25 protein-coding genes are annotated in these 26,857 nt (G+C 61.8%); 3 read left to right on the top strand and 22 right to left on the bottom strand.

Annotation, left to right across the window (positions count from 1 at the left end):
* Positions 1–111 precede the first annotated feature (111 nt).
* From J5J83_RS03820 to rpsB, 17 genes are all read right to left on the bottom strand, one after another.
* Entirely contained in the window at positions 112–915 is an 804-nt protein-coding gene (locus tag J5J83_RS03820; RefSeq protein ID WP_349251859.1) for an RNA methyltransferase, read from the bottom strand.
* 1 nt (position 916) lies between these two features.
* The gene (locus tag J5J83_RS03815; protein WP_212345634.1) at positions 917–1,372 is read right to left on the bottom strand and encodes a CopD family protein; all 456 of its coding nucleotides are present in this window, start codon (positions 1,370–1,372) and stop codon (positions 917–919) included.
* Positions 1,369–1,965 carry a ribonuclease HII gene (gene rnhB, locus J5J83_RS03810; protein WP_212345631.1) on the bottom strand — a complete coding sequence of 199 codons (597 nt, stop codon included), beginning with the start codon at positions 1,963–1,965 and terminating at the stop codon, positions 1,369–1,371. The genes J5J83_RS03815 and rnhB overlap by 4 nt, the downstream gene beginning before the upstream one ends.
* 21 nt (positions 1,966–1,986) lie before the next feature.
* Positions 1,987–3,138 carry a lipid-A-disaccharide synthase gene (lpxB, locus tag J5J83_RS03805; RefSeq protein WP_212345628.1) on the bottom strand — a complete coding sequence of 384 codons (1,152 nt, stop codon included), beginning with the start codon at positions 3,136–3,138 and terminating at the stop codon, positions 1,987–1,989.
* Between the two features lie 4 nt (positions 3,139–3,142).
* A complete protein-coding gene (lpxA, locus tag J5J83_RS03800) occupies positions 3,143–3,913 on the bottom strand; it encodes an acyl-ACP--UDP-N-acetylglucosamine O-acyltransferase (protein WP_212345624.1) in 771 nt (256 codons plus the stop codon).
* A complete protein-coding gene (gene fabZ / locus J5J83_RS03795) occupies positions 3,910–4,347 on the bottom strand; it encodes a 3-hydroxyacyl-ACP dehydratase FabZ (protein ID WP_108948308.1) in 438 nt (145 codons plus the stop codon). Before fabZ ends, lpxA begins: the two co-directional genes overlap by 4 nt.
* Before the next feature lie 5 nt (positions 4,348–4,352).
* A complete protein-coding gene (gene lpxD, locus J5J83_RS03790; protein ID WP_212345622.1) occupies positions 4,353–5,378 on the bottom strand; it encodes a UDP-3-O-(3-hydroxymyristoyl)glucosamine N-acyltransferase in 1,026 nt (341 codons plus the stop codon).
* A gap of 14 nt (positions 5,379–5,392) precedes the next feature.
* Positions 5,393–5,893 (bottom strand): OmpH family outer membrane protein, encoded by a 501-nt coding sequence (locus tag J5J83_RS03785; RefSeq protein WP_212345619.1) that lies wholly within the window; start codon positions 5,891–5,893, stop codon positions 5,393–5,395.
* A 31-nt stretch (positions 5,894–5,924) separates the two neighbouring features.
* Positions 5,925–8,252 (bottom strand): outer membrane protein assembly factor BamA, encoded by a 2,328-nt coding sequence (bamA, locus tag J5J83_RS03780; RefSeq protein ID WP_212345616.1) that lies wholly within the window; start codon positions 8,250–8,252, stop codon positions 5,925–5,927.
* 8 nt (positions 8,253–8,260) lie between these two features.
* Positions 8,261–9,634, bottom strand: a complete 1,374-nt coding sequence (gene rseP, locus J5J83_RS03775; RefSeq protein WP_212345613.1) for an RIP metalloprotease RseP — start codon at positions 9,632–9,634, stop codon at positions 8,261–8,263.
* Positions 9,631–10,827, bottom strand: a complete 1,197-nt coding sequence (ispC, locus tag J5J83_RS03770) for a 1-deoxy-D-xylulose-5-phosphate reductoisomerase (RefSeq protein WP_212345610.1) — start codon at positions 10,825–10,827, stop codon at positions 9,631–9,633. The genes rseP and ispC overlap by 4 nt, the downstream gene beginning before the upstream one ends.
* Before the next feature lie 13 nt (positions 10,828–10,840).
* The gene (locus J5J83_RS03765; protein WP_212345608.1) at positions 10,841–11,677 is read right to left on the bottom strand and encodes a phosphatidate cytidylyltransferase; all 837 of its coding nucleotides are present in this window, start codon (positions 11,675–11,677) and stop codon (positions 10,841–10,843) included.
* Complete coding sequence (gene uppS, locus J5J83_RS03760) at positions 11,670–12,449, bottom strand: polyprenyl diphosphate synthase (RefSeq protein ID WP_212345605.1); 780 nt, start codon at positions 12,447–12,449, stop codon at positions 11,670–11,672. Before uppS ends, J5J83_RS03765 begins: the two co-directional genes overlap by 8 nt.
* Before the next feature lie 50 nt (positions 12,450–12,499).
* A complete protein-coding gene (frr, locus tag J5J83_RS03755) occupies positions 12,500–13,057 on the bottom strand; it encodes a ribosome recycling factor (protein ID WP_212345602.1) in 558 nt (185 codons plus the stop codon).
* A 17-nt stretch (positions 13,058–13,074) separates the two neighbouring features.
* Complete coding sequence (gene pyrH, locus J5J83_RS03750; RefSeq protein ID WP_212345601.1) at positions 13,075–13,791, bottom strand: UMP kinase; 717 nt, start codon at positions 13,789–13,791, stop codon at positions 13,075–13,077.
* A gap of 11 nt (positions 13,792–13,802) precedes the next feature.
* Complete coding sequence (gene tsf / locus J5J83_RS03745; protein ID WP_212345598.1) at positions 13,803–14,705, bottom strand: translation elongation factor Ts; 903 nt, start codon at positions 14,703–14,705, stop codon at positions 13,803–13,805.
* A gap of 81 nt (positions 14,706–14,786) precedes the next feature.
* A complete protein-coding gene (gene rpsB, locus J5J83_RS03740) occupies positions 14,787–15,542 on the bottom strand; it encodes a 30S ribosomal protein S2 (protein ID WP_212345596.1) in 756 nt (251 codons plus the stop codon).
* A 270-nt stretch (positions 15,543–15,812) separates the two neighbouring features.
* On the opposite strand from rpsB, the gene map reads away from it, so the two are divergent.
* Together map and J5J83_RS03730 are read left to right on the top strand one after the other, a co-directional pair.
* Positions 15,813–16,631, top strand: coding sequence for a type I methionyl aminopeptidase (gene map, locus J5J83_RS03735; protein WP_212345594.1), 819 nt, complete (start codon positions 15,813–15,815; stop codon positions 16,629–16,631).
* A gap of 13 nt (positions 16,632–16,644) precedes the next feature.
* Positions 16,645–19,227, top strand: a complete 2,583-nt coding sequence (locus J5J83_RS03730; protein ID WP_212345592.1) for a [protein-PII] uridylyltransferase — start codon at positions 16,645–16,647, stop codon at positions 19,225–19,227.
* A 64-nt stretch (positions 19,228–19,291) separates the two neighbouring features.
* Here J5J83_RS03730 and J5J83_RS03725 read toward each other — a convergent pair whose 3' ends face one another.
* Positions 19,292–19,801, bottom strand: coding sequence for a TIGR00645 family protein (locus tag J5J83_RS03725; protein ID WP_212345590.1), 510 nt, complete (start codon positions 19,799–19,801; stop codon positions 19,292–19,294).
* Between the two features lie 82 nt (positions 19,802–19,883).
* A complete protein-coding gene (locus J5J83_RS03720) occupies positions 19,884–20,621 on the bottom strand; it encodes an S-methyl-5'-thioinosine phosphorylase (protein ID WP_212345588.1) in 738 nt (245 codons plus the stop codon).
* A gap of 149 nt (positions 20,622–20,770) precedes the next feature.
* On the opposite strand from J5J83_RS03720, the gene typA reads away from it, so the two are divergent.
* On the top strand, positions 20,771–22,588 hold the full coding sequence (gene typA, locus J5J83_RS03715; RefSeq protein ID WP_212345586.1) for a translational GTPase TypA: 1,818 nt from the start codon (positions 20,771–20,773) through the stop codon (positions 22,586–22,588).
* A 116-nt stretch (positions 22,589–22,704) separates the two neighbouring features.
* Here the strand turns inward: typA and galU are convergent, their stop codons facing one another.
* Genes galU through J5J83_RS03700 form a run of 3 tightly spaced genes read right to left on the bottom strand, consistent with a single transcriptional unit; the run spans position 22,705 to position 26,845 of the window.
* Positions 22,705–23,619, bottom strand: a complete 915-nt coding sequence (galU, locus tag J5J83_RS03710; protein ID WP_212345583.1) for a UTP--glucose-1-phosphate uridylyltransferase GalU — start codon at positions 23,617–23,619, stop codon at positions 22,705–22,707.
* Positions 23,620–23,675: 56 nt separating this feature from the next.
* Positions 23,676–25,739, bottom strand: coding sequence for an NAD-dependent DNA ligase LigA (gene ligA, locus J5J83_RS03705; protein ID WP_212352780.1), 2,064 nt, complete (start codon positions 25,737–25,739; stop codon positions 23,676–23,678).
* Positions 25,739–26,845, bottom strand: coding sequence for a cell division protein ZipA C-terminal FtsZ-binding domain-containing protein (locus J5J83_RS03700; protein WP_212345580.1), 1,107 nt, complete (start codon positions 26,843–26,845; stop codon positions 25,739–25,741). The genes ligA and J5J83_RS03700 overlap by 1 nt, the downstream gene beginning before the upstream one ends.
* Between the last annotated feature and the right edge of the window lie 12 nt (positions 26,846–26,857).

Here is a 26,857-nt window from a genome sequence, read left to right as displayed (position 1 = left end):
CTTCTCTTTTTTCCCAGCGCACATTACAACGCCGTCATTGTCAGCGTCCGTGATCTAACTCACGACTGAGGTCGAACAGCTGGCGCCACACCGGGGGCAATCTACGCGTGGCTAAGGGCTCTTGCGTTGGCGATACTGTTCGAACAGACACACTGCGGCAGCGGCGCCGACATTAAGGGATTCAATTCCCGCCGCCATCGGAATCGTCACGATCTGGTCAGCGCGCTCGAACAGGGCTGGCGAGACGCCCAGACCCTCGGCGCCGAACAGCCATGCGATCGGACCGTTCAGATCCAGCGCATACAGGGAGCACGCGGTTTCGCTCAGCCCGGTGGCCAGTACCTTTCCGGAAAAGCCGGCAAGTGCCTGCAGCGCATCGACCTGCTCTGCGATGTCGATGCGGAAATGCGCTCCCATGCCAGCACGCAGCACCCGCGGCGACCAGGCCTGGGCACAGCCGGGCGTCAGCCAGGCAGTGCCGATACCTGCTGCGGCGGCCGTCCGCAGGATGGTGCCCAGATTTCCCGGGTCCTGCACGGCGTCGAGGACGATCAGCGAGACACTGGCATCGGGGAGGCGTGTCGTGCCGCCCGGCAGATCGATCAGCGCCAGGATGCCTGATGGCGTATCGACCGGACTGACATGGGCGAATAGCACGTCAACGAGTGCAGTCACCGGTACCGTCGCAGGCAGCGCCGCCACCAGATCGGCGATTTCCTGATTCTCCATGCCCGACGGAGAGACGAAAACCGCCTTCAGCGGCATGCCGGCCTGGCACGCGGCCTCAATCAGATGGGCGCCATCGAGGATGGTTTCGCCGAACTTGCGCCGGTCCCGTGCGCTGCTGCCGAGCGCGCGGAGGTGCTTGACCCGCGGGTTATCGCGCGAACTGAGCAGCTCCAGGCCGAGTGCCACGTCAGAGACCCAGGCCGAGGGTGGCCAGCGCGGTCGTCAGCAGCCCAAGGCCAAGATTGAACCCCACCCGCTGCCGGATCGTATTCATTGCTACCGCGGCGCGGGCCCAGTTTTCAGCGCCGACCGCCTCCTGCAGCGCGCGCCAGGGACCGAACCAGATCGAGATGAAGACGCCGATCATGACCATTCCGGTCAGCAGCATCATGTGCCACGCGATCGGAGCGCGGGCGAAGCCGACCTCGACCAGCATCGCGATCCCGGACAGCATGATCAGCGCAATCGATACCCAGACCATGCGAAAGAAGGTCTGCAACACCCCGGCCCACAGTGAAAGCCGCTTGTCTGGCGCCAGCTGCAGGGCCGCCGGTCGAAGGCAGCCCCACGCGAAAACCATCCCCCCGACCCAGACGATGACCCCGCAGAGGTGGAGGAAGAGCATCAGATGGTGAGCAGTCACGTGTCGTCTCCGTCCACCCACAAGGGCGGGTTGTCGAGAATTTTCCGTACCGGGCCGAAGCTGCGGCGGTAGAACGTCTGCACGCCAAAGCGGCGGATCGCCGCCAGATGTGCCGCCGTCGGATAGCCCTTGTGCGCGGCAAGACCATACTGGGGAAATTCCCGGTCGAGCGCGCACATCTGCGCATCGCGGACGGTCTTGGCCAGGATCGACGCGGCTGAAATGGCGGGTTCGAGGCTGTCGCCCTGGACGATGGCGCGCGCTGGAATCGCAAGCTGAGGGCAGCGATTGCCATCGATGAGCGCTTCGTGTGCCATCAACGGCAATGCCTCCACGGCTCTCTTCATGGCCAACATGCTCGCATGCAGGATGTTGAGGCGATCAATCTCCTCCACCGACGCCTCGGCCACCGCCCATGCCAGCGCACGTTCACGGATCAAGGGGGCAAGACGGTCGCGAGCGCGTTCGGTGAGCTTCTTGGAGTCCGCGAGTCCGTCGATCGGCCGTGCCGGATCGAGGATCACCGCTGCAGCGACGACGGCGCCGCACAAGGGACCGCGCCCGGCTTCATCGACGCCGCAGACCAGATGCATGCGAGCCGTTTCGGACACGACTCAGCCCGCCCTGGCTTGCAAGTAGGGCAGGATCGCGTCTGCCGCCTTGTCCGCGGTGTTCTGCCGCAATGTCAGGTGGAGCGCAGTGAAGCGCTCGGCCAGGGCCGCGCACGCAGCGGGGTCGAGCAGCCAGCGCTCGAGTGCATCGGCCAGCTTGATCGGGGTCGCCTCATCCTGAAGCAGTTCGTCGACCAGCGATTCTCCGCACAGGATATTGGGCAAACCAACCCATGGCAGGTAGGCCATGCGTTTCATCAATCGATACTGCCATTTCCCCATGCGGTAGCTGATGACCATCGGGCGTTTGAGCAAGGCGGCCTCAAGCGACGCGGTCCCGCTCGCCACCAGCACCACGTCGGCTGCAGTCATCGCATCGACCGCGTGCCCGAACAGCATCCGGATCGGATGTTCCGTCGCGTCGTTCCTGCGCAAGGCCTCTTCGAACAGATCCCGCGTCTCACGCGTCGCCAGTGGCACCAGGAACACCGCGTCGGGATGACGCTGCGCCAGCAGACTGGCTGCGCCGATGAAGGTATCGGCAAGATTGCGCACCTCCGACTGCCTGCTGCCCGGCAACAGCGCGATGACGGGGCCAGTGTCCGGCACGTTCAGTCGCTCGCGTGCGGCCGCACGGTCGGGATGGAGGGGAAACACGTCGGCCAGTGGATGACCCACGAAGGTGGCGGGAACGCCCGCCTTGTCGTAGATCGGCGTCTCGAATGGAAACAGGCACAGCATGCGACTGACCGAGCGTGCAATCATCTTGATCCGCCCGCCGCGCCAGGCCCAGATCGACGGGCTCACGAAATGGATCGCAGCAATGCCAGCGTGCTTGACCCGGCCTTCGAGCCACAAATTGAAGTCGGGGGCATCAACGCCGATGAAGGCTGCAGGCCGCTCGCGCCGGATCTCCGCCAGCAACTTCTTACGGATGGCCGACAATTCACGGTAGCGCTTGAGCGCGTCGACATAGCCATGCACGGCCAGTCGCTCGGACGACCACAGGGCCTTGAAACCTTCGGCCTGCATCTTGGGGCCGCCAATACCGTAGAACTCGGCCTGTGGAAGATGGCGGCGAATGGCTCGGATGAGATGACTGGCAAGCAGATCGCCGGAGGCTTCTCCGGCCACCATGGCAATTCTCGGTGGCATGGTTTCAGCGCACCAGACCGCGACCGGACTCGCTGATGAAATCGGCGAAAGGCTGGACCTCGGCATGCTCGGCAGCGAGCGCGGCAATCTGCTCCCTGGCCTCTTCGAGCCGCAGGCCGGATCGATACAGCAGCCGGTATGCACGTTTGATTGCCGCGATGCCTTCGGCCGAAAAACCGCGGCGGCGCAGGCCCTCGCTATTGATGCCGTGCGGCGCGGCGGGGTTGCCCGATACGGTGACGCACGGCGGCAAGTCCTGCAGCAGCACGGTGCCGACGCCACAGAAGCTGTGTGCGCCGACCCTCACGAACTGATGCACGCCGGTAAAACCGCCAAGAATGGCCCAGTCGCCAACGTGCACATGACCCGCCAGGGTCGCATTGTTGGCGAAAATCGTATTGTTGCCGACCTGGCAGTCGTGCGCCACGTGCACATACGCCATGATCCAGTTGTCATTGCCGATGCGGGTCACATGGGCATCCTGGCTGGTGCCGACGTTGAACGAGCAGAATTCGCGGATGGTGTTGCGATCACCAATCTCGAGCCGGGTCGGCTCCTCGTCGTATTTCTTGTCCTGCGGCTGCGCACCGATCGAACAGAACTGGAAGATCTCGTTGTCGCGACCGATCGTGGTGCGGCCCTCGATCACCACGTGCGGTCCGATACGGCTTCCATCTCCGATGACGACATGCTCGCCAACGAGCGAATATGCACCAATCGTCACATTGCTCCCAAGCTGCGCGCCTGGGTGAATGATGGCAGTCGGGTGAATCATGACAGCGTCTTGAGCGCGCACATCAGTTCGGCTTCGGTAGCCACCTGGTCGCCAACCCTAGCCACGCCCTTGTATTTGTATATGTTGCGTTTGCTCTGCGTAATCTCGACATCGAATATCAGCTGATCACCCGGGACCACGGGACGCTTGAAGCGGACATTGTCGATACCGGCGAAGTACACGACGGAATTCTCGTCCGGTTTCACGCCCATGCTCTTGAACGACAGCAGTGCGGCCGCCTGCGCCATCGCCTCGACGATGAGCACCCCCGGCATCACCGGGTGATGCGGGAAATGACCGGGAAAGAACGGTTCGTTCATGGTCACGTTCTTCAGCGCCAGAATGCGTTTGTTTTCCTCGAGTTCGAGCACCCGGTCAACCAGCAGGAAGGGATAGCGATGCGGCAGGTACTGAAGAATTTCGTTGATGTCCATGGCGTTCAGCTTTTGGCCTGATTGTCCAGGCGTTGTTCGAGGGCGCGTATTCTATCCACGAGCGCGTCGAGATGGCGCAGATGCGCAAAGTTTTTGACCCAGTCACCATGCCCCTGCACGGGCAGGTTGGCGGTATATACGCCGGGCTGACGAATGGACTTGGTGACGAGCGTGCCGGCGGAAATAACGACGTCGTCAGCGATGGTGAGGTGGCCGATGATGCCTGCCTGCCCGCCGATCATGCACCGCGCACCGATGCGCGTGCTGCCCGCGATCCCGACACAGCCGGCAATCGCCGTGTAATCGCCGATGCGCACGTTATGGCCGATCTGGATCTGGTTGTCGATCTTGACCCCGTTTCCGATCACGGTGTCGTCAAGTGCGCCCCGATCGATGGTGGTATTGGCACCGATCTCGACATCGTTCCCGATCACCACCCGACCAACCTGGGGAATCTTCACCCAGCTGCCCTCGCGCTCGCGCGCAAATCCGAAGCCGTCGGAGCCGATCACCGCGCCGGCATGGATGATGCAGTCGGTACCGATCAGACATCCGTCATATATCGTGGTTCTCGGTGCAATCCGGGTGTTTGCGCCGATGCACACCTCTCGCCCGATATAGGCGCCGGCGCCGATGGAGACGCCCTCACCAAGTACGACCCCTTCTTCCACCACCGCGCCAGCCCCGATCGCGACCGAAGCCGGAACGGTGCACGACACGGCTGCGAGCAGATGTACCCCACCCGCGACTGCGGGGGGCGGATTGAACAGCCGCGCGACCCGGGCGAAGTAGAGATAGGGATCGTCAGCTACGATTCGCGGCCGGTCGGTGACTGCGTCACGTGCCTTCCTCCCCACGATCACCGCAGCGGCACGACTGGATTTCAGCTGTGCAAGATACTTCGGATTGGCGACGAAGGAGAGATCGCCCTCTCCTGCCTGATCGAGCGTCGCAACCCGCCCCACGTTGATGCTGCCGTCACCGACGAGTTCTCCGCCCAAGCTCGAGACCAGCGCGTCCAGGCGCATCATCGCGGACCTTGCCCTTACTTGGCCTCGGACAGGGCCTTGACCACCTTGTCCGTGATATCGATGCGCGGGCTGGCGTAGACGGCTTCCTGCAGGATGATGTCGAACTTCTCGGCTTCGGCGATCTGCTTCACTGTACGATTGGCCTTGTCGAGCACGGACGCAAGCTCTTCGTTGCGACGCTGATTGAGGTCCTCGCGGAACTCACGTTGCTTGCGCTGGAAATCGCGGTTCAGGTCGTTGAACGCACGCTCCTTGTTGCGCCGATCGGTTTCGGCCATGGTCATACCATTGCGCTCCAGGTCCTCCTGCAGAGCCTGCAGGTCCTTGGCCATGCGCTGCATTTCCTGATCGCGCTTCTCGAATTCCTTCTCGAGGCGCTGCTGAGCCCGCACGGCCGGACCCGCTTCACGCATCACGCGATCTGAATTGACGAAACCGATCTTGGTTTCAGCGGCTGCCAACTGAGTGAAACTCATCGCTGCGACCGCGATCACCGAAAGAGTACTGACTTTCACATGTGTCTCCACAAAAAATCCGGGTGTCCGGTCAGAACACGCTGCCAAGCTGGAACTGGAAGCGTTGGGTGTCATCTCCCGCCTCCTTCTTGAGCGGGAAGCCGACGCTGAACTTGAGCGGGCCGATCGGCGACGTCCAGGCGAAGGCAAGCCCGGTGCTGTAGCGCAAATCGCCGAAGCGAATCGGATCATCCTTGCCAGTGACCGCATCCTTGCCCCATACATAGCCAGCATCGAGGAAGGTCGAAATACGGAAGGAGCGATCCTTGCCCGAGCCGGGCATCGGGAAGAAGAATTCCGCGTTGGCCACGGCCTTGCGCGTACCGCCGATGGCGTCGCCGTCGGAATCCTTGGGTCCCAGTGCGCTCTGATCGAAACCGCGCACAGAACCGATGCCGCCCACATAGAAGTTCTTGTAGAACGGCACGGGCTTGCCCCCGAATCCCGTTGCCCAGCCGATATCGCCATTGAGCATCAGCGCATAGTCCTTGCCGATCGGGAACCAGTGCTGGTACTGATAATTCAGCTTGGCATAGCGCAGATCGCCCGGCGGCAGGGAAGCCTCGCCGTATACCCGCTGGTAGACGCCCTTGCGAGGATAGATGAAGCTGTCACGACCGTCGCGTGCCCAACCCGCACTCAGCAGCAGGCTGGACACTTCGACCTGCCCCACCCCGCTCGGGTCGCTGCAGCCGAAGTCGATACAGAACTCCTTGTACTGTTCGGTACTTCGTTCGAAGGTTGTGATTTTCGTGCGATCGACAGCCAGCCCGAAACTGATACTGTCGTCTTCCGCGATAGGGTAGCCCAGTCGCAGTCCGGCACCGGTCGATACCGTCTTGTATGGCGACACGGAATAGGACTCGGTCGGATCGTAGGTGCGGTGATAGAGATCCCAGCCCAGGCTGACGCCATCGACAGTGTAGTACGGGTTGGTAAACGACAGCGCCAGGGTACGGCTCGACTTGCTGGTATTGATCCCCAAGGTCATCGCATTACCGCTGCCAAACAGGTTCTGCTGCGAAATCGATGCCGACAGCACGATGCTGTCGGAACTGGAAAAGCCCGCACCCAGCATCAGGTTGCCGGTCGACCTTTCTTTCAGACCGAAATTGACGTCTACCTGGTCGGTCGAGCCCGGCACCGCAGGGGTTTCAACCGTCACCTCGTCAAAAAAGCCGAGCTTGTCGACCCGTTCGCGCGAGCGGTTGATGGCGGCTGCGTCATACCAGGCACCTTCCATCTGGCGCATCTCGCGGCGGACGACCTCGTCGCGGGTCTTGGTGTTGCCGCCCACGTTGATGCGGCGAACGTACACGCGGCGGCCTGGATCGACGAATACGGTGAACGAAACTTCGCGCTTGGCCTTGTCCACCTCGGGCGCCGCATTGACGTTGGCAAAGGCATAGCCCTCGTTTCCGAGTCGATCGGTAACCGCCTTGGTCGTCTCGGTCAGCTTTTCGCGCGAAAAGATCTCGCCCGGATGTACCGTGCTGAGCGCAAGATACTCCGACTCCGGCAGAATGAGGTCGCCGGTGAAGCGCAGCCCGGACACCTTGTACTGCTCACCTTCGGTGATATTCACCGTGATGTAGATTTCCTTCTTGTCCGGGGTGATCGACACCTGGGTCGAGTCGATGTTGAAATCCAGATAGCCCTGATTCAGATAGAAGGACCGCAGGTTCTCAAGGTCGGCCGCAAGCTTCTGCCGCGAGTACTGGTCATTCTTGGTGTACCACGTCAGCCATCCGGGCGTGGTCATCTGGAACAGGTCGATCAAGTCATCTGTCTTGAAGGCCTTGGCGCCGACGACATTGATCTGCGCGATCTTGGCGACATCGCCCTCCTCGACCGCAAAGTTGATCGACACCCGGTTGCGTTCGAGCGGCGTCACGGTGGTCGTGACTTCGGCAGCATACTTGCCGCGGCTCAAGTACTGTCGCTTGAGTTCCTGTTCCGCACGATCCAGCAGCGCGCGGTCAAAGATGCGCGATTCGGCCAGGCCGACCTCGCGCAGGCCCTTCTTCAGCTGATCCTTGTCGAACTCCTTCACCCCGACCAGATCGATCTGGGCAATCGCCGGACGCTCGTCCACCAGCACGAGCAGCACGTCATTGTCGGTCTCGATACGAACATCGCTGAAGAAGCCGGTCGCAAACAGCGCCTTGATGGCCTGCGAAGCCTGATCCTCGTCGAATCTGTCACCGACACGTACGGGAAGATAGTTGAAGACGGTGCCAGCCTCGGTGCGCTGGATGCCCTCCACCCGGATATCCTTGACCACGAAAGGTTCGAAGGCAAACGCGGGAAAGGAAGCAAAAAGGGCCATGATCAGCCCTGAAAGACGCTTGCGATTCATTCGGTTATTCAGCCGGAGATGAGACGATTGATGTCGTTGTAGAAAGCAAACGCCATGAGCATCATGAGAAGCGCCAGGCCGATCTGTTGGCCAATCTCCATGACACGCTCTGGAATGGGTCCACCCTTGATGATTTCGACAACATAATACAGTAAATGCCCCCCATCCAGCACCGGTATGGGCAGCAGGTTGAGCACGCCAAGGCTGATGCTGATCAGCGCGAGGAACTTGACGTAGTGGCTCAGCCCCATCTTGGCCGACTGGCCGGCATAGTCGGCAATCGTGACCGGCCCCGACAGGTTTTTCCACGATACGTCACCGGTTAGCATGCGCCCGATCATCTGCAGGCTGAGCACGCTGGTTTCCCAGGTCTGGCGGACCGATCTGTGGATCGCGTCGACCACGCCGTAACGCACCTCGGTGAACATCGACATCCCGTCACTGAAGGGCTCGGCCACTGCAACGCCGATACGACCGATGGTTTCGCCGTGCTCGGTCACCACTTCCGGTGCCAATGGGACACTCATGATCTGGCTGCCGCGCCTGACCGAGAAGCGCTGTTCGCGGCCTGCCGATTGCCTCACTGTCGCTACCATTTCCGACCAGGACGCGACGGGGTTGCCGTCAATTGCAATGATTTCATCGCCGGGCATGAGGCCAGCCCGAGCGGCAGCGCCGCCATCGACGAGCTTGCCCACGACCGCTGGAATCACCGGCCGCCACGGCTTAAGACCCATGCGCGCAATGAGGTCGGTGCCCCCTTCGTCAATCCTGAGTTTGCTTACATCCAGCGTGCGCATGGTATCGACATCGTCGATGGTCCGTACCCGCGTCACGACCCTGCCACTGTCGAGCGCCTGTTGCAGCAGGGCCCAGCGTAAGTCCTGCCAGCTCTTGATGTCCTGATCATTGACGGTGATGACCAGATCGCCTTCGGCAAATCCCGCCATCTGCGCCGGAGTGGCCTCGGCCGTGCCTGTCACCACGCTGATGCGGGGTCGAAGCTCCTCCGTGCCGACGACAAAAACGCCCCAGTACAGCACGACTGCCAGCAGAAAATTCGCCAGCGGACCCGCCGCGACGATGGCGAACCGACGCCATACGCTCTTGCGGTTGAATGCACGGTGCAGTTCCTCCGGCGCCACCGTGCCTTCGCGTTCGTCGAGCATCTTGACGTAACCGCCGAGCGGAAACGCTGCGAGCGCCCATTCGGTCGAGTCCGCTCCTGCGCGCCTTACCAGGAGGGGCTTACCGAAGCCGATCGAGAAGCGCAACACCTTGACACCGCACCAGCGCGCGACAAGATAGTGGCCGAGTTCGTGCACCAGGATCAGCAGGCCCAGGGCCAGTGCGAATGGAAGCAGATATTCTAGAAAAGTCATCGGGTGCAAGCGTGCCTGTTGATCATCTCCCGCGCAACCGCGCGCGCGGCGCCGTCGGCAGCGAGCACTGCCTCAAGCGAATCGACCGGCATCTGCCCGACGCGTTCAAGTGTGGCCGCAATAACGTCGCCAATGCGCCGATAACCCAGTTTCAGATCAAGAAACGCAGCCACTGCCTCCTCGTTGGCTGCGCTCAGCACCGCAGGCGCGGCACCGCCGGCGCGCAGAGCCTGATAGGCTAGTGACAGGCACGGAAAGCGGTCGAAGTCCGGTCGCTCGAAGGTGAGTTTCGAAATCCCCACGAGGTCGAGCGCCGCGACGCCAGACTCTATGCGCTGCGGCCACGCCAGCGCATGCGCAATCGGGGTGCGCATGTCGGGATTGCCCAGCTGGGCGATGACCGACCCATCGATGTAGTCGACCATGGAATGGATCACGCTCTGCGGATGGATGACGACCTCGATCTGCTCCGCAGGCGCATTGAACAGCCAGTGCGCCTCGATGACCTCGAGGCCCTTGTTCATCATCGTTGCCGAATCAACCGAGATCTTCCGTCCCATGACCCAGTTGGGGTGAGCACAGGCCTGCTCGGGCGTGACCTGCTCGAGCGCCTCGACCGGCGTATCGCGGAAGGGGCCGCCCGACGCGGTAAGCAGAATTCGGCGCACCCCACTGACCGTCGGCTGACGTTGATAGTCGGACGGAAGCGACTGAAACACCGCGTTATGCTCGCTGTCGATTGGTAGCAGACATGCGCCTGACGCTGCAACGGCATCCATGAACAAGCGTCCGGACAGCACCAAGGCCTCCTTGTTCGCTAACAGGACCTTCTTGCCCGCTCGGGCCGCAGCAAGCGTGGGCTCGAGCCCTGCGGCGCCGACGATGGCAGCCATCACCGTATCGACCTCAGGTGCCTCGGCGACTTCGGCGAGCGCCTCGGTACCGCTGCAGACCTCGGTCGTGCAGCCGGCAGCACGAAGGCGGTTGCGCACGGCCAGCGCAGCGGTCTCGTCGACCATGACGGCGTAGCGGGGTGCGAAACGGCGGCACTGCTCGACCATCTTGTCGACCTGTGTAAAGGCCGTCAGTGCAAATACCTGGTAGCGATCGGGATGGCGCGCGATGACGTCCAGCGTGCTCGCCCCGATCGATCCCGTGGCGCCAAGAATGGTGACTTGCTGCAGAGGTGACATGTATTCGGGAAGTTCAGCTCGCAAGCCAAAGGGCCAGCAAGCCCGCCATGGGCAGGGTTGAGGTCAAGCTGTCGATGCGATCGAGGATGCCGCCATGTCCCGGGAGGATGGTGCCGCTGTCCTTGAGGCCTGCCTGGCGCTTGAGCAGGGACTCGAACAGATCGCCGATGATACTCACTGCTGTAAACCCGAGCAGCAAGGGCAGCGCAAACAGGTAATAGGGCCAGGCAAGACCCGACCCGCCACTCAACGCAAGCACGGCATAGCCGAACACGATCACGCCAACGGTGGCGCCGAATGCGCCCTCCCACGTCTTGCCGGGGCTGATTGCGGGGGCGAGCTTACGCCGCCCGAACGCCCGACCGCTGAAATAGGCGGCGATATCAGCCACCCAGACCATCGCCATGATCCCGAGCAGAAACCATGGACTGATCAGCCGCAAGTGCGCCAGCGCGAGCGCCGGCGGCACCAGCACCACGAGACCGGTCCCCATCGCCACTGCGGTGCTCGAGAGACACCACTTGTTGCGCAACCACAGGGGAATGCATGTGAGCCAGAAGACTGCACTCGCCGCGTAGAGGGGCACGAGGACGAGGGGTTGAGCAAGGGCGACGCCTTCCCCCCCCGCGAGTCCGGCTGCAACACCCGCCAAGGCGCAAACGAGCGCCGAGCACGCGGCGAACACAAGGCGCTGCGCGGACGAAAACCGCCCCAGACCGCCCCACTCCCAGGCCGCTGCGGCACAGACAGCTGTGCTCACGCACAGCCACAAAACATCGGGCAACAAGAAGAGGGCGGCCAGCAGGCCGAACAGGAGCACCAGCGCGGTGATAATCCGCGCTCTAAGCATGTGGCCCCTGTGCTTCGGCGTCCTTGAGCTGATCGCTCGTGCGTCCGAAGCGACGTTCACGGCCGCGATAGGATGCGATCGCCGCATCCAGCGCCGAGGCATCGAAGTCGGGCCACAGTGTGTCGGTGAAATGAAGTTCGGTGTAGGCAAGCTGCCAGAGCAGGAAATTACTGATCCGCTGCTCCCCGCCGGTCCGGATGAAAAGATCGGGCTCAGGAGCAAAACTCATCGACAGCTCGGCTTCGAGTGCGGCCTCCGAGAGCGCCTCCCCACTGTCGGATTGCTTCGCCAACGCACGCGAGGCGGCCTGCAGAATATCCCAACGGCCGCCATAATTCGCCGCAATCGTCAGATTGAAACGTGTATTGCCGGCTGTCAGCGCTTCCGCGTCACGAATGACCGCGACGAGTTTGGATTCGAATCGGGATACGTCACCAATGACGCGAAAACGGATGCCGTTTTCGTGCAGACGCTTCACTTCGCGCTCCAGCGAGCGGATGAAGAGCTGCATGAGAAAGGAGACCTCGTCCGCGGGGCGACGCCAGTTCTCCGAGCTGAATGCAAACAGCGTCAGGTATTCGACACCCCTGTCAATGCACGATTTGATCGTTTCACGGACCGAGTCCACACCCCTTTTGTGACCGGCGACCCGCGGCATGAAGCGCTTCTTCGCCCATCGGCCGTTCCCATCCATGATGATGGCGATATGCCGCGGAACGTCGCCCTTGGCAGGTACGGCACGGGTCGAACTGATAAAACCTGAATCCGCCATCAATGGCCTCCACGCATGACCCCGTTCGGTGGCCATTCGGTTGCGACAGCTCAGATCTGCATCAGCTCCTGCTCTTTCTGTGCGAGCAGCTTGTCGATTTCGGCAACATGACGATCGGTCAGCTTCTGGATGTCGTCTTCGGCACGACGTTCGTCGTCCTCCGAAATTACCTTGTCCTTGACCGCATCCTTGAGTTGCTGGTTGGCATCACGGCGCAGATTGCGTACGGCAATTTTCGCACTTTCGCCTTCGTTGCGAACCACCTTGGTGAGATCCCGCCGCCGCTCTTCGGTCAGGGCCGGCATCGGCACGCGGATCATCTCGCCCATATTGGCCGGATTCAAACCGAGATCGGAGTCCCGGATTGCCTTCTCGACCTTGGCCAGCATCGGCTTCTCCCATGCCTGGACACCAATGGTGCGTGCATCGATCAGCGTCACGTTGGCAACCTGGTTGATGGGCACCATGCTGCCGTAATATTCAACCATCACGTGATCCAGAAGACCCGTGTGGGCACGACCGGTCCGCACTTTGGCAAGGTCGAGTTTCAATGCCTCGACCGACTTGTTCATTTTCTGCTCGGTCGTCTTCTTGAGTTCAGGAATCATGGTTGTCCTCTAGAGAATCACGAATGGACCAGGGTGCCTTCGTCCTCGCCCATCACCACACGCCTGAGCGCGCCCGGCTTGAAGATCGAAAAGACGTTGATCGGCAGCTTCTGGTCACGACACAGCGCAAAGGCGGTGGAGTCGAGCACCGCGAGATTGCGACCGATCGCCTCGTCAAAACTGATCCGATGATAGCGTTGGGCGGCTGGGTCCTTCTTGGGATCAGCCGTGTAGACGCCGTCCACCTTGGTCGCCTTGAGCACGATCTGAGCACCGATTTCAGCACCGCGGAGGGCGGCGGCCGTGTCGGTAGTGAAGAAGGGGTTGCCGGTGCCCGCCGCGAAGATGACGATACGGCCTTCTTCGAGATGGCGTATCGCGCGTCCGCGGATGTAGGGCTCGACCACCTGGTCGATACGCAGCGCCGACTGCACGCGGGCCTCGAGATCCACGCGACGCATGGCATCGGCCAGCGCCATCGCGTTCATCACCGTGGCGAGCATGCCCATGTAGTCGGCAGTCGCTCGGTCCATGCCCGACGCAGCGCCTTTCATGCCGCGAAAAATGTTGCCACCGCCGATCACCACCCCCACCTGCACACCCAGTCGGGAAACTTCCGCGATCTCGGATACGATGCGGCTAACGACGTCCTCGTTGATGCCATAGGCATCGTCACCCATCAGGGCTTCGCCCGACAGTTTGAGCAGGATGCGGGAGTAAGCGGCGGCGGTCATCGGGCAGATCCTTACTTCTGCGCAGCTGCCGCAGCGGCAGCTTGCTCGGCCACTTCAGCGGCGAAGTCGGTCACTTTCTTCTCGATGCCTTCGCCCACGATATAGAGGGTGAAGCCGGCGATCGACGCACCACGCGCCTTGAGCAGCTGCTCGATCGTCTGCTTGCCATCCTCGGCCTTGACGAAGACCTGAGCCAGCAGCGTGACTTCCTTCAGGAATTTCTGCACGGTACCGTCGGCGATTTTCTCGAGCATCGCTTCGGGCTTGTTGTCGGCACGCGCCTTCTCGATCGCGATACGGCGCTCGGCCTCGATCAGCTCCGGAGATACGCCCGAAGCGTCGAGTGCCTTGGGCTTGGAGGCAGCGATGTGCATCGCGATGTCCTTGCCCATCTGCTCGTCGCCGCCAACCAGATCCAGCAGGACGCCGATCTTCGAGCCGCCGTGGATGTAGGAGTACAGTTGCCCCTTGGCCTCGACGCGAACGAAGCGACGCAGGCTCATGTTCTCGCCGATCTTGCCAACCAGCGCTGCACGAGTGGATTCGACCGTACCCTCACCCATCGGCAGAGCCGACAGCGCGGCAACGTCGGCCGGGTTCTGTGTGGCCACGAGTTCGGCGCAGTTCTGCACCAGCGCCAGGAAGTCGTCGTTCTTGGCAACGAAGTCGGTTTCGCAGTTGACTTCGAGCATGGAGCCGAGCTTGCCATCGGTCGAGATGCTGATCCCGACAATGCCTTCGGCGGCCACGCGGGTGGCGGCCTTGGAGGCCTTGTTGCCGAGCTTGACGCGCAGAATCTCTTCTGCCTTGGCCAAGTCGCCCGCAGCCTCGGTCAGCGCCTTCTTGCATTCCATCATCGGCGCGTCGGTCTTCTCGCGCAGTTCCTTGACCATGCCTGCAGTGATTTCTGCCATGCTAACTCCTGATTATTCGTTTACAGCACGCGGCGGGCACCGGCCCGCCGCGGAAAACTAAAGCATCAAACCCGGAACGGATCAGGCCTGTTCCTGGGAATTCTCTTCCTCGACCTCGACGAACTCTTCGCCACCGGCGGCCACGATTTCCTGCAGCACCTGGCTGCGACCCTGCAACACGGCGTCCGCCACACCACGGGCGTACAGACGGATGGCACGCGAGGAGTCGTCGTTACCGGGGATGATGTAATCCACGCCTTCGGGCGAATGATTGGTATCAACGACGGCCACAACCGGAATGCCAAGCTTCTGCGCTTCGGTGATGGCAATCTTGTGATAGCCGACGTCGATGACGAACAGCGCGTCGGGCAGACCACCCATATCCTTGATGCCGCCGATGCTCTTCTGCAGCTTTTCCATTTCGCGCTTGGCCATCAGGGCTTCGCGCTTGGACAGACGCTCCATGGAGCCGTCCTCGACCATCGCTTCCATTTCCTTCAGGCGCTTGATCGACTGCTTGACGGTCTTGAAGTTGGTCAGCATGCCGCCGAGCCAGCGCTCGTCGACATACGGCATGCCAGCGCGACGGGCTTCTTCAGCGAGAATCTCGCGTGCCTGGCGCTTGGTGCTGACAAAAAGGATCGTGCCGCGATTGGATGCCAGCTTGCGCGTGAACTCCATCGCTTCGTTGTACTTGACCATCGTCTTCTCGAGGTTGACGATGTGGATCTTGTTGCGATGGCCGAAAATATACGGGGCCATGCGCGGATTCCAGAAACGGGTCTGGTGACCAAAGTGAACGCCCGCTTCGAGCATCTGACGCATTGTGACTGACATGTGAAACTCCAGATTTAGGGTTAGCCTCCGCCGAGTCGGGCCTGAGGTGCTGCGGGACCTGCATCGCAACCTCTCCTGCCTGCACCGCAACCGGCCTTGAACCGTATGCGGACCCTTGTCGAACCGGCGTGTGGATTTTGCCTGCAAGAGCAGACAAGCCCGTGATGATAGCACTGACAGATTGCCGTACTCAAGATGCAGTTCGCTTGCGGGTTTGCCCGCGAGGGGCGCTTGCGCTAGCCTAGAGACCTTTTACAGCCCCACCCCATCATGAGCATCACCATCAAGACTCCAGAACAAATAGAAGAGATGCGTGTCGCCTGCCGTCTGGCGGCGGAGGTTCTCGACTACATCGACCCCTTCGTCAAACCCGGCGTCACGACCGGCGAACTCGACCGACTGTGCCACGATTACATGGTGAATGTGCAGCATACGGTTCCCGCTCCGCTGAACTATGCGCCACCAGGCTACTCGCCCTACCCCAAGTCAATCTGCACGTCGATCAATCATCAGGTATGCCATGGCGTACCCGGCGACAAGGCGCTGAAGAAGGGTGACATCGTCAACCTGGACATCACCGTGATCACGCCGAAAGGCTTCCATGGTGACACCAGTCGCATGTTCATGGTCGGCAACGATGTATCGATCCTTGCCAAGCGCCTGTGCCAGGTGACCTACGAATGCATGTGGCTGGGCATTGCCGCAGTCAGACCCGGCGGTCGGCTCGGCGACATCGGCCACGTCATCCAGCGTCATGCCGAGGGCAACGGCTTCTCGGTGGTGAGGGAGTTCTGTGGTCACGGTATCGGCCTCAAGTTCCACGAGGAGCCGCAGGTGCTGCATTACGGCAAACCGGGCACCGGCGTCGAATTGCAGCCGGGCATGATCTTCACCATCGAGCCGATGATCAATGCCGGCAAGGCCGCGATTTCCGAATTGCCCGACGGCTGGACCATCGTCACCAAGGACCGCAGCCTGTCCGCGCAGTGGGAGCACACCGTGGTGGTTACCGAGACCGGGGTCGAAGTCCTGACCCGCTCAGCCAAATGCCCGCCGCCGCCGGCGATCGTTGCAGACCAGTTCGCTTGAGTGGCCACCACGAATGCAGAACCTGACCGCAAGCGATCCGCTCGTACAAGCCATCGCGGACGAACGGCAGCAGCTTGCCACCGGACATGCGCACCTCAGAGCCACCTACGAGGCGCGCCCGCTCACCTCTCCGCTGCTTCACGGAAGATCGAAACTGGTCGACGGCGTCACCTCGCGCCTCTGGAAAGCCGCCGGCATTCCGGGCGACGCGGCGCTCGTGGCGGTTGGCGGTTATGGCCGGGGCGAGCTCTTTCCCTGCTCAGACGTCGACCTGCTCATCCTGCTGCCGGCCCCGCCCGACGCTGAACTGCAACGCCAGTTATCGGCGCTGGTCGGCGCACTATGGGATGTCGGCCTCGATATCGGTCACAGCGTGCGCACCGTCGAGGAATGCCTCGACACCGCGCTGGGCGACATCACGGTGCAGACGACTTTGCTGGAAGCACGACTGCTGACCGGCAACACGCAATTGTTCGCCGAGTTCGCCACGCGCTATCGCGAACAGCTCGACGTACGTGCATTTTTCAAGGCCAAGCAACTCGAGCAGGAACAACGCTACGCCAAGTATCACGATACACCCTACGAGCTCGAGCCCAACTGCAAGGAGAGCCCGGGCGGCCTGCGCGACCTGCAGATGCTGGGCTGGATTGCACGTGCGGCAGGTCTGGGACGCAACTGGCGTGAGCTGGCGCGGCGCCGACTGATTACTGGCGGAGAGGCGAGCGATCTGCGCAATGTCGAACGCTTTCTGCAACACGTGCGAATTCGCCTGCACTATCTCACCGGTCGTGCCGAAGACCGTCTGCTCTTTGACCACCAGGAAAGACTGGCTGCCATCATGGGCATCGAGGCCACAGCGGCGAAGCGCGCCTCCGAGGTCATGATGCAACGCTATTACCTGACGGCGAAGACGGTGACCCAGATCAACGGCATCCTGCTGCAGAATTACGGCACGGAGATCTTCCCCGGGCGAAACTCACCGGCAATCGTCATCAACGCCCGCTTCCAGGCCGTCCGCGAACTACTGGACATTCGCCACGACAATACTTTCGAGCGCACGCCATCTGCCCTGCTCGAGTGCTTTCTGCTGCTGCAGCAGCGCTCCGAGCTGAAGGGGATGACCGCTCGCACGCTACGCGCCCTGTGGCTCAACCGGAAACGCGTCAATGCCGCTTTCCGCGCCGACCCGGTGAATCGCGAGCTGTTCATGGAGATTCTGCGCCACAAGCATGGCGTACTGCACGCATTCAGGCGCATGAATCAGTACGGCATCCTGTCGCGCTACCTGCCCTCGTGGCGCAAGATCCTGTGCCAGATGCAGCACGACCTGTTTCACGCGTACACGGTTGACCAGCATATCCTGATGGTCATGCGCAATGTGCGTCGCTTCACCATGGGCGAGCACGCGCATGAGTACCCGCTGATGACGCGTCTGATCCTCGGTTTCGATCGCCACTGGCTGCTCTATATCGCCGCGCTGTTTCATGACATCGCCAAGGGGCGCGGTGGCGACCATTCCAAGCTGGGCATGGCGGACGCACGCGAATTCTGTCGCGACCATGCACTGAACGAAGACGATACCAGTCTGGTGGTCTGGCTGGTCGAACATCACCTGACGATGTCGCATGTGGCGCAGAAGGAAGACACATCCGATCCCGAAATCATCGGCAAGTTTGCCAACATCGTCGGCAGTGAGCGCTATCTCACCGCGCTTTACCTGCTGACCCACGCCGACATTCGTGGCACCAGCCCCAAGGTCTGGAACGGCTGGAAGGGCAAGCTGCTCGAAGATCTCTTTTTTGCCACTCAGCGCCTGCTGCGCGGCGCGACGCCGCAACAGGCACTCGGCCTCGATGACCGGCAGGAAAATGCCCGCCATCTGCTGCGCTACCACGGACTGCGCCAGGGCGTCGAAGACGCATTGTGGGCCAAACTCGACGCGGTCTATTTCATGCGTCACTCGCCCGAGGAGATCGCCTGGCACACGCGGGTGCTGTATTTCCGTCCAGAGGGCGATACCCCCGTGGTCAAGGCCAGGGTGTCGGATGATGAGGACGGTGTGCAGGTCATGGTGTACGCCCGCGACCAGAAGGACCTGTTCGTGCGTCTGACGGGATTTTTCGGGCGTCTTGGCTTCAGCATTCTCGACGCCAAGGTGCATACCACCCGACACGGTTTCGCGCTCGACAGTTTCGTGCTTCAGGACAGCGGACGTGGCTCGAGTTATCGCGACATCGTGGCCCTGATCGAGCACGAGCTGAGCAATCTCCTGAGCAACCAAACCGAGCCACAGCGCCCGACCAGTGGTCGTCCCTCACGTCAGGTCAAGCACTTTCCGGTCACCCCTCAGGTCAGCCTGCGAGCCGACGAGGCGGGACGCCACTACATCCTGTCGCTTACCGCTTCGGATCGCCCGGGGCTGCTTTTCGACGTGGCGGAGGTTCTCGCCAAGTACGGTGTATGTGTGGAGACGGCAAAAATCGCCACCCTCGGAGAGCGCGTGGAAGACACCTTCCTGCTGACCGGCGGCGGCCTGTCCCAGGATGCGCAGGTCCTGCGCGTGGAACGGGAGCTCATCGAGCGCCTTCAGGTGTAAACGTATTCGGGCTGCTCCTGGAGCGGGAGCAGCCCGTTCTCTTCCTGCCGGCTTCCAGCCCCTTTCAGTGCCCCTTGCTGCCGTGCAGCCGATCCATCAGCGCGTACAGCACACCCGACAGCAGGAAGGTGATGTGAATGCCCACCATCCAGCCCAGATGCCGGTCGCTGAGATTGTCGACGTTCATGAACCCCTTGAGAAGCTCGATCCCCGAAATCGCCACGATCGAACCGATCAGCTTGATCTTGAGATCGGAGAAGCCGATGTGCCCCATCCAGTCGGGACGGTCCTGATGCGCGTGCAGGTCCTCCATCTTGGAGACAAAGTTCTCGTAACCGCTGAACATGATGATGATCAGCAAATTCATGATCAGCGCAATATCCACCAGGCTCAGTACGCCAATGATCAGCTCGCCCCCCGAGGCGGTCGTGATCTCGGAGAAAATCCGCAGCACCTCCTTGCCGAACTTGATCAGCAAGACCACCATTGCCAACACCAGGCCGAAATAGACCGGCGCCATCAGCCAGCGGCTGGAAAAAAGCAGATGCTCGAACGCGTTTTCGATTTTCTTCATGAATGACCGTTCCTGGACTCAACAGCAAATATCGGGCTAGAAGGCACTGACGCGATTGTAGCAGTGCAACATTTCACCCGGATCATGCTTTGCAGATGTGCTCCAGAATGTTGTGCACTCGCACCATCGCTTCCTGCAATACGACTTCGATGTCGCCAAAATGAATGCCCTGTTCGCTCGATGCTCTGCCTGCCGCGCAATTCACCACCACATTGATGGCCGCATAGGGAAGCTCGAGCTCACGGGCGAGTGCGGCCTCGGGCATGCCGGTCATGCCAACCAGATCGGCACCGTCGCGTTCGAAGCGATTGATCTCGGCGGCCGTCTCCAGCCGCGGGCCCTGTGTGGTCGCGTACACGCCACCATCGAAGACCGGCTCACCTGCGTTGGCAGCCGCGCCGAGCAGGCGCTGACGCAGCGCTTCATCATAGGGGCGGGTGAAATCGATATGACGGACAGGCTGGTCGCCGCCGTCGAAGAAGGTACTCTTGCGCCCCCAGGTGTAGTCGATGATCTGGTCCGGGATCACCAGCGCGCCGGGTGAAAAATCCGCCCGGATGCCCCCGACCGAGGCAACCGAGACAATGGCGCTGACTTTGGCCTGCTTCAGCGCCCAGATGTTTGCACGGTAATTGACCTGATGAGGTGGAATGGTATGCCCATAGCCGTGCCGGGCCAGAAACACCACCGGCTTCTTGCTCAGCGTGCCGAACGTCAGCGCGCCCGACGGTTCGCCATACGGCGTGCGAGCGACTTCCCTGCGCACGATCTCGAGCGTCGACAACTGAGTCAGACCGGTACCGCCAATGATTGCAAGCATCCATACTCTCCAGATTAATGCGGCGCGGATTCTAGCATGCAGGCGCGTCTGGCCCGTTTTGCAGCCAATCCACCATGGTCACCGAGAATTCATGTTGCGCCGCGATGGCACGTGCTAGAATGATCGACTTTTCAAAGACTTCCTCTCCCATGTCCCGTTCCATCCGCAACATCGCCATCATTGCCCACGTTGACCACGGCAAAACCACCCTGGTCGACCAGCTCCTGCGCCAATCCGGCACCTTCCGCGAAAACCAGCAAATGGGCGAGCGGATCATGGACTCGGGCGATATCGAGAAGGAACGTGGCATCACGATTCTGTCGAAAAACTGTGCTATCCAGTACGGTGACACCCATATCAACATCGTCGACACTCCGGGACACGCGGACTTCGGCGGCGAAGTCGAACGCGTGCTGTCCATGGTCGACAGCGTACTGCTGCTGGTCGACGCCGTCGAAGGGCCGATGCCGCAGACGCGCTTTGTCACCCGCAAAGCGCTGGCGCTCGGACTGAAGCCCATCGTGGTCATCAACAAGATCGACCGTCCTGGCGCGCGTGCAGACTGGGTGATCAATCACACTTTCGACCTGTTCGACAAGCTCGGCGCCACAGACGAGCAGCTGGACTTCCCGGTGGTCTACGCCTCGGGCCTGAACGGGTTTGCCGTCCTAAACGAGGATGACGAGCGCACCGACATGCGCCCATTGTTCGAGGCCATCCTCAAGCACGTGCCGCAACCTGAGGTCAATGCCGACGGCCCGCTGCAGATGCAGGTGTGCTCGCTGGACTACTCGACCTACATGGGGCAGATGGGTATTGGCCGCATCAAGCGCGGCCGGGTTCGTCCGAACCAGGAAGTCGTGGTGATGTACGGTGACGAGAACCGTGGCAAAGGCAAGATCAGTCAGATCCTGACCTTCAAGGGGCTGGAGCGTTCGCCGGCCGAATCCGCCGAAGCGGGCGACATTGTGATCATTGCGGGTCTGTCGCAAGTCAACATCGGCGTCACCATCTGTGATCCGGACCACCTCGAAGGCATGAAGCCGATCGCGGTGGATGAGCCGACGCTGACGATGAACTTCATGGTCAACTCCTCCCCGCTGGCCGGGCGCGAAGGCAAGTTCGTGACCAGCCGCCAGATTCGCGAACGTCTCGAGAAGGAACTGCTCAAGAACGTCGCGCTGCGGGTGAACTTCACCAGCGACTCGGACGTCTTCGAAGTCTCGGGCCGCGGCGAACTCCACCTGACCATCCTGCTCGAGAACATGCGTCGCGAAGGCTACGAACTCGCCGTCGGTCGTCCGCGCGTCGTGTTCAAGGAGATCGACGGCGTCAAGTGCGAGCCGTACGAGATGCTGACCGTCGACGTTGAAGAAGATCACCAGGGCAGCGTCATGGAAGAACTGGGCCGCCGTCGCGGCGAGTTGCAGGACATGCAGCCGGACGGCAAGGGGCGCGTGCGTCTCGAATACCGCATTCCTGCTCGTGGCCTGATCGGTTTCCAAGGTGAGTTTCTCACCATGACGCGCGGCACGGGTCTGGCCAGCCATGTTTTCGATGATTATGGTCCGATGGCCGGCTCCCTGGCCGAGCGTCGCAACGGCGTGCTGATTTCCCAGAACGACGGGGAAGCGGTTGCCTATGCGCTGTGGAACCTGCAGGATCGCGGTCGCATGTTCGTGAGCCCGGGGGAGGCACTGTACGAAGGTATGATCATCGGCATTCACAGCCGCGACAACGATCTCGTGGTCAACCCGATCAAGGGCAAGCAGCTCACCAACGTGCGCGCATCGGGAACCGACGAAGCAGTCCGCCTGGTACCGCCCGTCAGCCTGTCGCTGGAGTCCGCCATCGAGTTCATCGCCGATGACGAAATCGTCGAGATCACGCCGAAGAACATCCGCCTGCGCAAGCGTCACCTTAAAGAGACCGATCGCAAGCGTGCCGCCAAGAGCGACGCCGCGTAAGCCTGTCATCGCAGCAGCCACGCAAAAAACCTGCCGGGGTGACCCGGCAGGTTTTTTTTTGCACTTCGTTTTCGCAGCGGGGCGTAACCGGCCGGCTTGCCCCGCTGCGCAGACGCTCAGGCCTGCTTTTCCTTGTCTTTCTTCTTGCTGGACGCGGCGCCGAAGCGCTCGTTCAGATAGCTCGAAAATGCCTCGCCGATCTCGTGATGACGCAGGCCCAGTTCGACCGTAGCCTTCAGGTATCCGAGCTTGGAACCACAGTCGTAGCGCACGCCCTCGAACTGATAGGACAGTACGGCTTCTTCCTTCAGCAGCGAGGCGATCGCGTCGGTCAGCTGATATTCGCCCCCCGCGCCCGGCTTGAGCGCACGAATGTGATCGAAGATGCGCGGCGTCAGGATGTAGCGCCCGACCACGGCCTGTGTCGTCGGCGCATCTTCGGGCTTGGGCTTTTCGACGATGCCGGTCACGCGCTGAACGTCGCCGTTCTGGTTCTCGGTACTGACGATGCCGTACTGACGCGTTTCCTCGCGCGGCACGTTCATTGTGCCCAGTACCGAACAGCGATGGTAGTTATAGACACCGACCATCTGCTGCATCACCGAACCGGCACCGTGGTTATCGAGCAGATCGTCCGCGAGGATCACGGCGAAGGCCTCGTCGCTGACGACATGGCTTGCGCACAGTACCGCGTGACCCAGGCCGAGCGCCTCGGACTGGCGGATGTACACGCAATTGACCCCCTTGGGTACGGTTTTCTTGACGATCTCGAGCAGTTCCTTCTTGCCGCGCGCCTCGAGTTCGGTCTCGAGTTCGTAAGCCTTGTCGAAATGGTCTTCGATCGAGCGCTTTGTGCGCCCGGTGATGAAGATCATGTCGGTAATGCCCGCCGCAACGGCCTCCTCGACCGCATACTGGATCAGCGGCTTGTCGACGATCGGCAGCATTTCCTTCGGGCTCGCCTTGGTCGCGGGCAGAAAGCGGGTACCCATACCGGCGACCGGAAAAATCGCCTTGGTGACTTTTTTCATTCTTTCGATTCCTAGCAATTCAAGATCACACCCGTCAAACACGGCACGCTGTCACGTTAATCGCCACGATCCAGCAGCGCCAGCAAACCTGCTTCATCAATGATGTCGATGCCCAGCGACTCCGCCTTGGCCAGCTTGGACCCCGCGTCGGCACCCGCCACGACATAATCGGTCTTCTTCGACACCGAGCCCGCCACCTTGCCGCCGTGCGATTCGATCAAAGCTTTGGCTTCATCGCGAGTCATCGTCGGCAGGGTGCCGGTGAGCACGAAGGTCTTGCCCGCGTGCGCGCCGGCCGCAATCGGCGCCGGTGCCCCCTCCTCCCAGCGCACGCCCGCCGCACGCAACTGCTCGATCACTTCGCGGTTATGCGCCTCGGCAAAGAAGTCCACGATGCACTTGGCCACCACCGGTCCCACGTCCGGCACCTGCTGCAGCCGGTCGGCGTCCGCAGCCATCACCGCATCCAGACTGCCGAAATGCAGCGCCAGGTCGCGCGCCGTCGCTTCACCGACGTTGCGGATGCCGAGCGCGAAGATGAATCTTGACAGCGTCGTATTACGACTCGAATCGATCGCGGCCAACAGGTTCTGTGCCGATTTTTCGCCCATGCGCTCGAGATTCGCCAGTGCAAGAATGCCGAGCCGGTAGATGTCGACCGGCGTCTTGACGATCGCCGCATCGACCAGTTGCTCGACCAGCTTGTCGCCGAGCCCCTCGATATCCATTGCACGACGGCCCGCAAAGTGCAGCAGCGCCTGCTTGCGCTGCGCCGGGCAATACAGCCCGCCAGTGCAGCGGGCAACGGCTTCGTCCTCACCGCGCACGACATGGGAACCACAGACCGGACAGGCTGGCAGGCCGTCGCGCAGCGGCAGGCTGGCAAGCAGATCGAAGCGCGGGAGATCGTGCTCACGCCGGTCGACGACCGGCCCGACGATTTCCGGAATCACATCGCCTGCCCGGCGCACGACGACCCAGTCACCAATGCGGACATCCTTGCGATCGATTTCGTCCTGGTTGTGCAGCGTGGCGTTGGTGACCGTGACCCCGCCAACGAAGATGGGCTCCAGCCGCGCGACGGGCGTCACCGCCCCGGTGCGGCCGACCTGGACCTCGATGCCCCGCAGGCGGGTGACGGCCTCCTGGGCGGGATACTTGTGTGCGACGGCCCAGCGCGGCTCACGGGTGACGAAACCGAGCTGACGCTGCAGCGCCAGCGCGTTGACCTTGTACACCACGCCGTCGATATCAAAGGCGAGACTGGCGCGAAGCGCGCCCATACGGGTATGGAACTGCGCCAGGCCAGCAGCGCCGACCAGTACTGCCCGATGCTCGCACACCGGCAGACCGTGGGCTGCCAGTGCGTCCAGCACGCCGGCATGCGTAGCCGGCAGATCCCACCCGTCAACCTCGCCCAGACCATAGGCGAAAAAGCGCAAGGGCCGGCGTGCCGCAATGCCGGGATCGAGCTGACGGATGCTGCCCGCAGCCGCATTGCGCGGATTCACGAAGACCTTTTCGCCCGCCGCCATCTGACTGGCATTCAAGGTGTCGAAATCATCACGCCGCATGTAGATCTCACCGCGTACCTCGAGCACCGGCGGCGCATCGCCCGGCAGTCGCAGTGGAATGGCCCTGACCGTCCGTACATTGGCGGTGACATCCTCGCCGGTCTCACCGTCGCCCCGCGTCGCCGCCTGAACCAGCACGCCATGCTCATAGCGCAGGCTCATCGCCAGGCCATCGAACTTCAGCTCCGCTGCGTATTCCACGGCAGGGTCCGATTCGTCGAAACCGAGCTCCCGCCGCACCCTGGCGTCGAAGGCAAATGCGCCACTTTCTTCGGTGTCGGTCTCGGTACGAATCGACAGCATCGGGACACGGTGTCTGACCGCGCGAAACTGCGCCAGCGGCTTGCCTCCGACACGCCGGGTCGGTGAGTCGGGGCTGGCCAACTCCGGCCAGGTCGTCTCGATGTCCTCGAGTTCGCGATAAAGCCTGTCGTACTCCGCATCGGGGATGGTCGGCGCATCGAGTACGTAGTATGCGTGCTCATGTCGTGCCAACTCGGCACGCAGCCATCCCGTGCGTTCGATGATTGCGGGGTCCGGCGACATCATGCAGCGAACAGGCGCCGCGCCAGTCGACCGCCAGCAGGGATTTCCTGGCTGGCCATATGCTCCTGGAACTGCTGGATCTGCGTGCGGATCATGCCCGCGGCCTCGGCCCCGAAGGGTGCCCGGTTGTCATCCACCACGACCCCGTTCAAGGCTGCACCCAGGTGGCCGGCGAACTGCATCATGCGTTCGAACACGAGCCCGCCCTGCGCCACGCGCGGCACGTCGATCACCAGTGTCACGCCACCGGTCTGGAGGGTGCGCATTTCCTCCGCCGCGAAAAGGGCAGGCTCGAAGTTGCACAGCGTAAACAAGGTATTGCCCAGCTCGTCGCAGGCGTGGAAACTGCCGTCCTCACGCAACACCAGCCCTTCCGCTTCGGCCAGACCACGAATCTTGGTGCCGTGGAAAGGTTGGCCGTTGGCCGAAATGACGTTGATGCCAATCTGTACATCGACATCGGCGCAGAAACGGTCGAGTTCGGTGGCGCTGCCAAGCACCTCGCTGCGCGACGGCAGACCTGCCGGCACCGCGAGAAACTGCTCGGCCACGCGCTGGACGCCGCCCGAGAAGCGGATGTAGTCGGCCTCACCGATCGAGCCATTGCGATCGACCAGCTGCAGGGCGACGCAGAACCAGTGAAAGGTCCCCGCGCTCTGGGCCGACAACTGCAGCCACAGATTGTCGGCATCGTCAAACGCGAACCATCTGACGGGCTTGCTCAAGCCGGCCAGCAGTTGTTGCTGAGCATTCCACAGACGCGACGCATCGAGCGGCTCGATCGCCTCAATGCGGATGATGCAATCGGCACGGGCATCCAGCGCATCGGGCAATTCGGGCAACATCCGCTTGGGCGCCGATTCGCGGTACGCGGGTGTTGGGCCCGGCCTCACCTCCGGTTCCTCGGCGACCGGCTCGCGCCGCGCGTTATCCGCCGCCTCGGCGCGGGCTTCGCCGGGTTCGAGCAGCACGTCACGATGATCGGAGCGGAATGTCTGCTCGGCCTGCTTGCGGTGCTTGCGCTCCTGCCATTTGTTGTAGCCGACAATGGCGACGAAGGCCACCACGCCAACGCCGATCAATCCAATCTGCAGTTCGCTATCCATATACATTCCTGT

This window comes from Azoarcus sp. L1K30 (assembly GCF_018122735.1).
GTDB lineage: Bacteria > Pseudomonadota > Gammaproteobacteria > Burkholderiales > Rhodocyclaceae > Parazoarcus.
The sequence above is the reverse complement of the archived record's forward strand: the minus strand, read 5'-3'. Positions and strand labels throughout refer to the sequence as shown.